9 protein-coding genes are annotated in these 11,556 nt (G+C 67.6%); 3 read left to right on the top strand and 6 right to left on the bottom strand.

Annotation, left to right across the window (positions count from 1 at the left end; all coding sequences use genetic code 11):
* Positions 1–95: 95 nt before the first annotated feature.
* From J2X21_RS05080 to J2X21_RS05055, 6 genes are all read right to left on the bottom strand, one after another.
* A complete protein-coding gene (locus J2X21_RS05080; RefSeq protein ID WP_310325714.1) occupies positions 96–455 on the bottom strand; it encodes an NIPSNAP family protein in 360 nt (119 codons plus the stop codon).
* A 503-nt stretch (positions 456–958) separates the two neighbouring features.
* Positions 959–1,966, bottom strand: coding sequence for a LacI family DNA-binding transcriptional regulator (locus tag J2X21_RS05075; RefSeq protein ID WP_310325712.1), 1,008 nt, complete (start codon positions 1,964–1,966; stop codon positions 959–961).
* Positions 1,967–1,983: 17 nt separating this feature from the next.
* Positions 1,984–3,063, bottom strand: a complete 1,080-nt coding sequence (locus J2X21_RS05070; RefSeq protein WP_310325709.1) for an ABC transporter ATP-binding protein — start codon at positions 3,061–3,063, stop codon at positions 1,984–1,986.
* Between the two features lie 7 nt (positions 3,064–3,070).
* Entirely contained in the window at positions 3,071–3,907 is an 837-nt protein-coding gene (locus J2X21_RS05065) for a carbohydrate ABC transporter permease (RefSeq protein ID WP_310325706.1), read from the bottom strand.
* Positions 3,904–4,797 (bottom strand): carbohydrate ABC transporter permease, encoded by an 894-nt coding sequence (locus tag J2X21_RS05060; protein ID WP_310325704.1) that lies wholly within the window; start codon positions 4,795–4,797, stop codon positions 3,904–3,906. Before J2X21_RS05060 ends, J2X21_RS05065 begins: the two co-directional genes overlap by 4 nt.
* Positions 4,794–6,119: an ABC transporter substrate-binding protein gene (locus tag J2X21_RS05055; RefSeq protein ID WP_310325702.1), complete on the bottom strand. Its 1,326-nt coding sequence runs from the start codon at positions 6,117–6,119 to the stop codon at positions 4,794–4,796. The genes J2X21_RS05060 and J2X21_RS05055 overlap by 4 nt, the downstream gene beginning before the upstream one ends.
* 233 nt (positions 6,120–6,352) lie before the next feature.
* On the opposite strand from J2X21_RS05055, the gene kduD reads away from it, so the two are divergent.
* The 3 genes from kduD to J2X21_RS05040 are packed head-to-tail and all read left to right on the top strand — an operon-like array spanning position 6,353 to position 11,554.
* The gene (gene kduD, locus J2X21_RS05050) at positions 6,353–7,114 is read left to right on the top strand and encodes a 2-dehydro-3-deoxy-D-gluconate 5-dehydrogenase KduD (protein ID WP_310325700.1); all 762 of its coding nucleotides are present in this window, start codon (positions 6,353–6,355) and stop codon (positions 7,112–7,114) included.
* 13 nt (positions 7,115–7,127) lie between these two features.
* Positions 7,128–8,954 (top strand): hypothetical protein, encoded by a 1,827-nt coding sequence (locus tag J2X21_RS05045; RefSeq protein WP_310325697.1) that lies wholly within the window; start codon positions 7,128–7,130, stop codon positions 8,952–8,954.
* A gap of 23 nt (positions 8,955–8,977) precedes the next feature.
* A complete protein-coding gene (locus tag J2X21_RS05040; RefSeq protein ID WP_310325694.1) occupies positions 8,978–11,554 on the top strand; it encodes a TonB-dependent receptor in 2,577 nt (858 codons plus the stop codon).
* Positions 11,555–11,556 lie beyond the last annotated feature (2 nt).

Here is an 11,556-nt window from a genome sequence, read left to right as displayed (position 1 = left end):
GTCGAGCTGTCGCAATCAGCCTGGAGCCATCCTATCGGTCGCGATCAACGGGTACTTCAGCTTCAGGCTGCATGCAGCCCTCCGCGGGTGTGAACCTACACACTCGCTGGCTCAAGAAAGCATCGTCGATGGCTTCTAAATGGCGGGGCCGAAAAACGTCTATTGGCTTCTATTCCTTCGGGATCGGTCGCCACACTTGCGCGGTAGCTGCGGTAGGCTTCATCGTCGGGGAACGCGAACAGGGCGATGGCTTCATTCGCAGGACCGGTGCTGCCCAGCCCAGCGAAGCTCGCGGGCGAGCCGGCCGGCGCTTCGCGCGGCATGAAGAATCCGTAGTGGACGCCTCCATGCCGGCGGATGAGGGTGATCCAGGTACGGGCATAGTCTGCACACTCGTCCAGCCGATCGGGGTCGAGTTTGTAGCGAACTTCACAAACGAGCTTGTAGTCGGGCATACCGTCAGCGTATCCCGAAGTCTGCAGTCGCTGCAGAACGGACAACCCATCTAGCCCGGCTGAGCTTCTTTGCGACGAGCCGCCAAGTCAACTGCTGAAGGAAGGGTTTCTGCTCAGCGCCCTCGCCGATGAACGCACCGTCCTGACTCGCTCCAGCTCGGGTAGCCCTCTGCAGCCACGTGCCGCAGCACTTCACGCACCATCGGCCGTAAGAGGCCGAACTCGTCAACAGCAACGGCGCTGGTGAGCGCGATGGCGCGTCGATGGAGGTGCTGGACCGCGCAGGTGCCCACTTGCTCGTCACTGAGTTGGCTCAACCGGCGCGCGCGCTGGCTGTTTAACCGTGCACCCGCTACAGTGAAGGCGCCGCGTGCGCCTAACCCACAGCGGCCTCCACATGTGGGGTTTATTGTCGGGTTCGAGGAGACTTAGGGACAAGAGGTCCCTTATCTGACAGGCACTTGGCGTCCAACTCGACGTTCAGGTGCAGAACATCGAATGACTCAGGTCCGCACCTTGGCCGCCGTCGACTGACGCAGCACCAGCCGCGGCTTCAACATCTCCTCGCTGGCATCCAGCGTGCCGTCGATCAGCTCGATCAGGCGCTCCAGCGCCAGCTCGCCCATGGCCTCGCTCTGCATGTCCACAGTCGTCAACGTGGGCGTGCTGAAGCGGGCGAAGGGGATGTCGTCGAAGCCCGCGACCGACACCTGCTCGGGCACGCGCACGCCCGCCGCCTGGGCCTGCTTCATGAAGCCCAGCGCCAGCATGTCGTTGTAGCAAACGACCGCGTCGGGCCGGGCGCTGCCCATCAACACCTCGCCGACGGATTTCTCGCCTGCCTCCAGCGTGGGTGAATCCGCGCTGAAGAACATCGGCTCCAGTCCCGCTTCGCGCAACGCGTCGGTCAGGCCGGCCTTGCGCTCGGCATCCCAGCGCGCGGCCCCATAGCCCAGGTAGGCGATACGGCGGTGGCCCAGGTCGATGAGGTGGCGGCCCAGCATGGCCGCGGCGGAGCGGCCGTCGGCGCTGACGCTGTGCACGCCCACCTGGCTGGCGCGGCCGAAGAAGACGACCGGCTTGTCGAGGTCGCGCAGCGTGGACAGGTCGGCATCCGGCATGCGGGAGCTGACGATGAGCCCGTCCACACGCCGGCTCAGTTCGCGCAGCATGCCGGCCTCGGCGCTCTGGCGTTCACCAGTGTCGACGAACAGCAGGTTGTAGCCCAGCTGCTGGGCCTTGCGGTTGGCGCCCTTGACGATGCCGGTGAAGTGCGGGTTGCGGATGTCCAGGATGACGACCGCGACCGTGTGCGTGCGGCCGGTGATCATGCTGCGCGCGACGGGATCGACCGTAAAACCGAGCTGGTCAATGGCCTCGCGCAGCCGGGCCTCGGTGGCCTCGGTGAAGCGCTGCAGGCCATTCACGTAGCGCGAGACGGTGGCCGTGGAGACGCCGGCCGTGCGGGCGACGTCGCGCATGGTGGGCGGGCGGGGCGTGGTGGGTGCCATGGGGGCGCAATCTTCGTTCAGGTGCCGGCGACGCGACGGCCCTGGCCGTCGAAAACATGCAGGCGGTCGGGCGGCGTGCTGATGCGCACGCGGTCGCCGCGTTTCCAGGGGCTGCGGTCGTCGCAGATGGCCGTGACGGTACCCAGCGGGGTGTCCACCTGCACGAGCGTGTCGGCACCTGTGAACTCCAGGCCGCGCACGTCGCCATCCAGCGCGAGGCCGGGTGCGGCGTCGCCGCCGGCGGGCAGCACCTGGCAGTGCTCGGGGCGCAGGCCCAGCGTGGCGCGGCCGGTCGCGGCGGCGACCGCCATGGGCAGCGCGGTGCGGCCCGCGGCGGTGGCGAACTCGCCGTTGGTGGCCAGTTCGCCGTCCAGCAGGTTCATGGCCGGCGAGCCGATGAAGCCGGCAACGAAGCGGTTGGCCGGGCGCTGGTACAGCTCGTGCGGCGTGCCGGTCTGCTCCACGCGGCCGTCGCGCAGCACGACGATGCGGTCGCCCATGGACATGGCCTCGACCTGGTCGTGCGTGACGTAGACGGCCGTGGTGCGCAGGCGCTGGTGCATGTCCACGATCTCGCCGCGCACCTGCACGCGCAGTGCGGCGTCGAGGTTGGACAGCGGTTCGTCGAACAGGTAGACGGCCGGCTGGCGCACGATCGCGCGGCCCATCGCCACGCGCTGGCGCTGGCCGCCGGAGAGCTGGCGAGGGTAGCGGTCCAGCAGATGCGTGAGGCCCAGCATCTCGGCGGCGACGTCGACCTTGCCCGCAGCTTCCTTCTTGTCGACGCCGGCCAGGCGCAGACCGAAGCCCATGTTGTCGCGCACGGTCATCTGCGGGTAGAGCGCGTAGCTCTGGAACACCATTGCGATGTCGCGCTGCTTGGGCGGCTCGAAGGTCACATCGCGGTCGCCGATGTGGATCTGGCCGTCGGTGGGCGCTTCCAGCCCGGCGATGAGGCGCAGCAGCGTGGACTTGCCCGAGCCGCTGGGACCCACGAGCACGCAGAACTCGCCATCGGCGATATCGACGGAGACGTCGCGGATGACTTCGGTGTCGTTGAAGCGCTTGCTGACGTTGCGCAGGCGGATGGATGACATGGTGTGCTTAACCCTTGACGGCTCCCATCAGCAGGCCGCGGTTGAAGGCCTTCTGCATGGCGAGATAGATGAGGATGGACGGCGCCATCGCGATCAGCGTGATGGCGACGAAGACGGCCGGTGGCATGGTCTCGTCGGCGCGCACGGTGGCGAGCGCGACGGGCAGCGTGTAGAGGTCTTCGCGGTTGGCGACGATGAGGGGCAGCAGGTACTGGTCCCAGATCATGATGAAGCCGAACACGGCCACCGAGCCCAGCGCGGGCTTCACCAGCGGCAGGATGACGACCCAGAAGATCTGCCACTCGTTGGCGCCGTCCACGCGGGCGGCCTCTTCCAGCTCCAGCGGCACCTTCTTCATGAACTCGGTCAGCATGAAGATGGAGAACGCCCAGCCCACCACCGGCAGGATCATGCCGGCATGGCTGTTCAGCAGGCTGATGTCCAGCAGCGGCAGCTTGCCCAGCACGATGTACAGAGGGATCGCGATGACCTCCTCGGGCAGCATCATGGTGCACAGGATCAGCAGCGACACCACCGCCGCACCGCGGAACTTCTTGCGGGCCAGCGCGTACGCCGCCATCGCGCTGACGCTGACCTGCAGCACCGTGCCGATGGTGACGACGATGACGGAGTTCAGCAGGTAGCGCCACACCTGGCTCTTGACCCACGCGTAGTGGAAGTTCTCCAGCGTGGGCATCTCGGGCCACATCAGCAGCCGCCCTGGCTGCAGCGTGACGCCGCTGAACGCCGTGACGGCAAAGGCCCAGAACGGCCCGACAAAAACGATGAGCAGCAGCGCGTAGAAGGCCCAGCGCGCCACGAGGCTTGAACGGCGGGCGATCATGATTCGCTCCTCTTGCGCCACTGCAGGTAGAGCACGGTGATGAGGGCGGTGAAGGCGAACAGCACGACGGACGCCGCGGCCGCGTAGCCGTAGTCGAAGTGCACGAAGCCCAGCTTGTAGATGTGCGTCATGACGACCTCGGTGGCGCCGGCCGGGCCGCCGCCGGTGGTGGCGTGGATCTCGGCGAAGACGCGGAAGCCCCGGATGAGGCCCAGTGTCATGACGATGGTGATCGCGTGAGCAAGACCCGGCACCGTGACGAAGCGGAAGCGCTGCCACGCGTTGGCGCCATCGACGTGCGACGCGTCGTACAGCTCGGTGTTGATGGTGGCCAGGCCGGCGACGAAGATGACCGTGTCATAGGGCACATGCTTCCAGACATGCATGGCCATCAGCCAGCGCAGCGCCGAATCCGGGTCGTTCAGGAAGGCCTGCTCGGCGATGCCGAACCAGCCCAGCAGCGTGTTGGCGACGCCGTCCGGCGTGGGCGCGTAGAGGATGCGCCAGATCTCCGCCAGCACCGCCGCGCTGGTCACCGCCGGCAGGAAGATGGCCGTGCGAATGAACCGCAGATGCTGCGCCGTGCCCTGCAGCGCCAGCGCCAGCAGCAGCGCGAGGAAGGCCGACGCGGTGACGGTGCAACCCACGTACAGCAATGTGTTCAACGCGGCCTCGCCCAACGCCTCGTCGGCGAACACGCGGCGGAAGTTGTCCAGGCCCACCCAACGGCTGTCGCTGCCGAAATTGACCTCATAGAAGCTCATCTGCAGGCCGCGCGCCATCGGGATGAACTTGAACCACGTGAACACCAGCAGCGCCGGCGCGAGGAACAGCGCCGGGACGAGGAACTCGCGCCAGCGGCCGGCGCGTTTCGGGGATGTGCTGCTCATGGCTTGGCCAGCGCCTTCTGCGTCGCCAGCTCCTGGTTGATTCGGGTGTTCAGCCGCTTCATCTCAGTGGCCACGTCGCTGCCACAGCGCGACAGCGTCGCGTTCAGCCCCTCGGCCACCAGTTGCTGCATGCGCGTCCAATTGGGCACGGCGGGTTGCGTGCGGCCGTGCTGGGCGTACTCCTGCGCGACGATCTGCCAGCGTGGATCGGCATGCACCTGGGCCGCGTCGATCTTCTTGTTGACCGGCAGCCGCACGACCGACAGGCCGCCGCTGGTGGACTTCATGCCCAGCGTCTGGCCCTCGGGCGAGATCAGGAACTCGACGAACTTCATCGCTCCCGCCTTGTTCTTGCCCGCCTTCGGAAAGTAGGCCACCTCGCCACCGGCCAGCACGGCGCGGCCGCCCGGGCCGGCCGGCGCGGGCACCACCTCGATGCGATCCCGCCCGGGTTCGCGGTCGAACAGGCTGATGTGATACGGGCCCGACAGGTAGATGCCCGCCTGGCCGGAGATGAAGGCCTTGTTGGCTTCGGTGGTGGCCGCGGTCATCGCACCGGGCTGCGTGACCTTCAGCTCGCATTGCAGGCGGCGCACGAAGTTCACGCCCGCGATCGTGCCAGCCTCGTCGGCCGTGGCCTTGAACTGCCCCGGCGCCACGGCGCGCATGAACTCGCCGCCGCCCTGCCAGATGAAGCTGCTCATGAACCACGCGGTATAGCCCCGCTGCGCGGAGCCGGGCAGCGCAAAGCCGTAGGTGTCGGCCTTGCCGTTGCCGTCGGGGTCCTGCGTCTTGAACGCCACGGCGAGCTTCTCCAACTCAGCCCAGGTGGTGGGCACGGGCAGCTTGAGCCTGGTGCGCCAGTCCTTGCGGATGAACAGCACATTGGCCTGAGCCGACGTCGGCACGCCATAGGTCTTGCCGTCGAAGCCCTTGGCACCCTCCCACGCGCGCTCGTGCAGGTCGGCGCCGCCGGGCACCGTGGCGCGGTCCAGCGGCGCGAGCAGGCCCATCTGCACGAACTGCCCCGTGGAGCCGCTGTCGTTGATGATGAGATCGGGCAGTTCGCCGCCAGCCGCCGCGCGCGACACGCGCTGCTCGAAGTCGGTCGTCGCGTTGAAATACTCGACACGGATACCGGTCTTGGCCGTGAATGCCGCGGCGATGGTGTCGTAGGTCTTGCGGCCGTCGGCCCAGGAGCGGGTCCAGACGCGCACGACGTCTTGCTGGGCTTGCGCCATCGGCGGTGCCAGCGCGGCCAGGGCCGCCAGCAGCGCCGGACGCAGGCGCCGCCAGGGGTTCGAAAGAGAAGGTCGATTCATCGGGACAGGGGCGTATTTCGACGCCAATTGCGCAAACGATTAACCGACATTGTCTTGATCGACGGCACAGGCAATCCTGGCAAAAACCCTAGTCTCAATCAAATGATTCGGCCGAACTAGTGACTTTCCCGAGCTCATGATCTCGCCCATTTGCGCAACACAAGTTAATCGTTTACCTTGCCCCACATCGATCAACCCAGGCGGCCTGAAAGCGCCCGAAAGAAGAGTCACGGATGAAGTTCGATCTGTTCCAGTTGAAGGGCCAGGTGGCCATCGTCACCGGCTGCAATACCGGCCTCGGCCAGGGCATGGCCATCGCGCTGGCCGAGGCGGGTGCCGACGTCGTCGGCATCAACCAGAGCGCGCCGGAGGACACGCGCCAGGCCGTCGAGGCGCTGGGCCGGCGCTTCCTGGACCTGCGCGCCGACATGGCCGACATCGGCCGCATCCCGTCGCTCATCACCCAGGCGCTGGCGCTGAGCGGCCGCATCGACATCCTCGTCAACAACGCCGGCATCATCCGCCGCGAAGACGCGATCGACTTCGGCGAGCGCGACTGGGACGAGGTCATCGACGTCAACCTCAAGTCCGCGTTCTTCCTGTCCCAGGCGATGGCCAAGCTGTGCATGGCGCAGGGCCGCGGCGGCAAGATCATCAACGTCGCGTCCATGCTGTCGTTCCAGGGCGGCATCCGCGTGCCGTCGTACACGGCGTCCAAGAGCGGCGTGATGGGGCTGACCAAGGCGCTGGCCAACGAATGGGCCGCGCACGGCATCAATGTCAATGCCATCGCGCCGGGCTACATGGCCACGAACAACACGGCCGCGCTGCGGGCGGACGAGGCGCGCAACGCCGCGATCACCGCGCGCATCCCCAGCGGCCGCTGGGGCACGCCATCCGACATGGCCGGGCCGGTCGTGTTCCTGGCCTCGCAGGCGTCCGACTACGTCCACGGCTACACGCTGGCCGTCGACGGCGGCTGGCTGGCGCGCTGAGGGACCCGGCGACATGCACATCCCCCACCTACCCCCGCTGGCCTACGTGCCGCTGGACCGCCTGGTGCGCGAGCAGTTGCTGCCGCAGCTGGGCTTCTTCTTCGGGAAGCTGCGCCAGGAACGCGGCAACGTCACGCTGGACGGCGTGCCCGCGCTGCAGAGCAACGACCTGTTCCTGCCCGGCAAGATCGCGCTGGGCTTGGGCCATGTGGTGCTGAACACCCCGGCCGATGCCCCCGAACTGCCCGAGCGGCTGCAGACCTACCGCGACATCGCCGACCTGACGCTGGCGATGGAGAACCAGAGCTGGGGCATCTATTACTACCTGCTGGCGCTGACCAAGCTGCAGCAGGCCGGCCTGCTGGACCGCGCACTCGCCCCCGAAGCGCTGGCCACGCTGCGCCGCAAGCTGGACTGGCGCACCTTCGTGCGCGAGGCCGACCTCACGCTGATCGACCTGCCCACCAACTACTACGGCGTCGCCTTCGCCGTCGCGCGGCTGCGCATGATGCTGGGCTGGGAGGGCGAGGAACACGCCGCCAGCCTGCTGGACAAGACGCTGGCCCACTACGACCGCTACTCCGGCGAGTTCGGCTTCTCCGACGAGACCGAGGGCGAGGGCCGCTTCGATCGCTACAGCATCCTGCTGATCGCCGAGATCTGCCAGCGCTTCGTGCTGACCGGCCTGGCGGTGCCCGAGCGGCTGAAGCGGCTGCTGCGCCGCGCGGCCGATGTGGTGCTGAACCTCGCCCACGCGTCGGGCCGCGGCTTCTGCTTCGGCCGCAGCATCGGGCCCTACGGGGACAGCGGCGCGGTGGAGATTCTGTCCGTCGCCGCCTACCTTAACGTGCTGACCGACGAGGAGAAGCACTACGCCTACACCTACGCCTGCCACGGCGTGGCCAGGTACCTGGACTTCTGGTTCGACCCGGCCATGCACTCGGTGGACATGTGGGGCAAGGGCCGGCGCACCGACCTCTACCGCGCCAAGCACCGCATCCTGGGCGAGAACTTCTCGCTGATCCACCAGTTCATCTCGGCCAATGCGCTGTGGAGCGACGCGGGCTTTGAAGGCCGCGAGCCACAGCCCGACCTGCAGGCCTGGCTGGCCCGCACGCAGCCCGACTTCTCGCTGACCTGGTTTGCCCGCGGCCGGCACGAGCGCGCGCTGGTCATCTGCCGAGACGAGACCGACGTCTTCACGCTGCCCCTCATCAACGGCGGCAAGAGCCAGCACAGCAACAGCCCCTACTACCCGCTGCCATTCGCGGAGGACATCGTCGCCGGCATCGCCGACAGCGGCCCGGCGCATGCGCAGTTGCTACCGAAGTTCACGCTGGCCGACGGCTCGCAGCTGATGGGCACGTCCTTCATGCAGCGTATCGCGCACGGCAGCGAGGGCGGCCATCACTGGGTGCGCTACGAGCAGGACGCACTGAACCAGCTGGGCGGCTATGCGCCGGTGGAGGACGCGCGCATCCGCGTCAGCACGCGCTACGACTTCGCACCGGGCCGCATCACGCGCACCGACACCTACACGCCCGCACAGCCGCTGGAGGTGCGGGCGCTGGACCTGGAGTTCCTGTCGTTCTCCGCGGGCCCGCGCACCGAGGCCGGTGCGACCCACTTCGAGCGCGGCCGCGTGCAGCGCTTCGAGGCGCAGGGCTTCGAGCACTGCAGCGCCAGCCCCACGCGCCCCGACGACGGCTTCAAGTCGCCCAGCGGGCCGATGAAGACGCGGGTGCATTGCAGCCGCGCCCCGTTCACCTTCCACGAGCCGCTGACGCTTTCGTGGTCCATCACCTACGGCCAGGCCGGCCGGGCCACCGTCCATCCATAAAACAATCACCTGGAGACAAGAACATGAGCCGCCATCCCACCCTCAAGCCCGTGACCGTCGCCGTGCTGGCGCTGGCCGGCGCCGCCCAGGCCCAGACGCCGCCCGCCGCCGAGCCCAAGAAGGAGCTGGACACCGTCGTCATCACGGGCATCCGCAGCTCGCTGCAGCGCGCCAACGAGATCAAGCGCGAGGCGCCGCAGGTGCTGGACGTCATCACCTCCGAAGACGTGGGCAAGCTGCCCGACGCCAACGTGGCCGAGGCGCTGCAGCGCGTGACCGGCGTGCAGGTGACGCGCGTGTTCGGCGAGGGCCAGTCGGTGTCCATCCGCGGCCTGCCGCTGGTGCGCGTGGAGGTGGATGGCCGCACGCTGCTGGGCTACTCGGCGCGCCTGTCGCCGCCGGAGAACGAGCAGCTGGGCCGCAACTCCGGGCTGGACACCGTGCCCTCGGGCCTGTTCGGCCGGCTGGAGGTGCGCAAGTCGCCCATCGCTTCGCAGGTGGAAGGCGGCCTGTCGGGCTCGGTCAACCTCGTCACGCCCGACCCGCTGGATTTCCGCGGCTTCACCGTGGCGCTGCGCGGCGCGGCGGAGTATTCGGAGGAAGCCGGCAAGACCAAGCCGGTGGTCTCGGCCCTGGTGGCGCAGCAGTTCTTCGACCGCAAGCTGGGCCTGCTGCTGGCCGTGGACTCGACGCAACGCGTGACCAAGACCCAGGCCTTCGAGCGCAACAACTTCTTCGACCGCACCGGCGCCACTGCCGACCTGAACAACGACGGCAAGGCCGACATCAGCGGCGACCGGCTGCAGTACGAGCAGTTCACCGTGGACCGCTCGCGGCTGGGCGTCACGGCCGAGGCGCAACTGCGCCTGGCGCCGGAGCTGGAGTTCAAGCTCGAGACCATCTACTCCAAGCTCAAGACCGACCGGCTGCAGGACTTCCTGTCCTGGCGCTACACCGGCAAGGCCATCACCAACCCGGTGTTCGACAGCAACTTCATCGTCGCCGGCAACTCGCTGGGCAGCCTGCAGCAGGCCGGCCTGCACCGCGCCGAACCCACTCAGAGCATGCTGGGCGCGTTCAGCGCCAAATGGCGCCCCGTCAACAGCCTGACGCTGCGCCCCGAGTACAGCGCCAGCCGCGGCACGCTGGAGCAGACGATCCGCCAGATCACCATCGACTCCATCAACGCCAATGTGCCGGGGAAATTCGACTACCGCGCCGGCCCCATGCCCAGCCTGGACCTGGGCACATTCAATGCCGCCGACCCGGCCAACTACAAGATCGCCACCAATGGGGTGCGCGCCAACCTGCTGGAAGCGCAGATGGACGAGAAGGTCGGCAAGCTGGACGCGACCTACGACTTCGAGGACGGCATGCTGAAGAGCATCTCCGCCGGCGTGCGCCTGCGCGACCTGCACGCCGTGTCCAACGCCTACCGCAGCCAGGTCACGCCCACGCTGGCCGAGGTGCGGCCGTACTGGACGAGCACCGTGCCCGGCGAGTTCCTGTCCGGCATCGACGTCGCCTTCCCACGGCCCTTCCTGACCACCATCGCCGACGACGCCTACATCCTGCAGCGCGCCTCCGGCGGCCTGCCGCTGCTGCCCAACGCCGCACGCGACTACAACCTGAAGGAGAAGGCCACCGCGCTGTACCTGATGGCCGACTTCGAAGGCGAGATCGGCGACGTGACCTACGCCGCCAACGCCGGCGTGCGCCACATCCGCACCCGCTTCGGCGTGGACACGCTGACGCAGGGCGCCACGCTGATCCCTGCGCACGACGAGAGCCGCTACAACAACACGCTGCCCAGCGCCAACATCGTCTTCCACTTCACGCGCGACTTCATGGTGCGGCTGTCGGCCAGCAAGACCATGCAGCAGGCCGGCATCGCCGAGCTGGCGCCGTCCACCTTCGTCAACATCAGCAACCGCACGGCCACCGGCGGCAACGCGTCGCTGAAGCCCACGCTGTCCAACAACCTGGACGCCTCCTTCGAGCTGTACGGCGCGCGCAGCGCGCTGCTGTCGGGCTCGGTGTTCAGCAAGAAGGTCAGCAACGTGCAGGCCGACAACACCGTGCTGCAGTCCTTCGTCGGCTTCGAGCAGTTGGGCGAGATCCCCTACACCCGCCCGTCCAACGTCGGCCGCGCGCGCGTCAAGGGCTTCGAGCTGGGCGTGCAGCGCTTCTTCGACTTCCTGCCCGCGCCGTTCAACGGGCTGGGCGTCATCGCCAACTACACCTTCTCCGACGGCCAGGGCGACGGCGGCATGCCGCTGATCGGCGTGTCCAGGCACAGCTACAACCTTATCGGCCTGTACGAGAGCGGCCCCATCAGCGCGCGCATCGCGTTCAACGCACGCGACAAGGCGGCGTTCGCGTTCACGCAGGGCCGGGCCGACTATGTCGACAAGCGCCAGCAACTCGACGTGCAGTTCGGCTACGAGTTCAGCAAGCAGCTGTCCGTCAACTTCAATGCGCAGAATCTGAACCCGAAGAAGTCCGCCACCGTCGAGTTCAGCCAGATCGGCGCTGTCGCGCTGAACAGCTATGCGCTGTCGGAACGACGCTTCTCCATCGGCGTGAGGGCAAAGTTCTGACC

Origin of the sequence: Roseateles asaccharophilus (assembly GCF_031458115.1) — a bacterium.
Taxonomy (GTDB): Bacteria; Pseudomonadota; Gammaproteobacteria; order Burkholderiales; family Burkholderiaceae_C; genus Pelomonas; species Pelomonas asaccharophilus_A.
The sequence above is the reverse complement of the archived record's forward strand: the minus strand, read 5'-3'. Positions and strand labels throughout refer to the sequence as shown.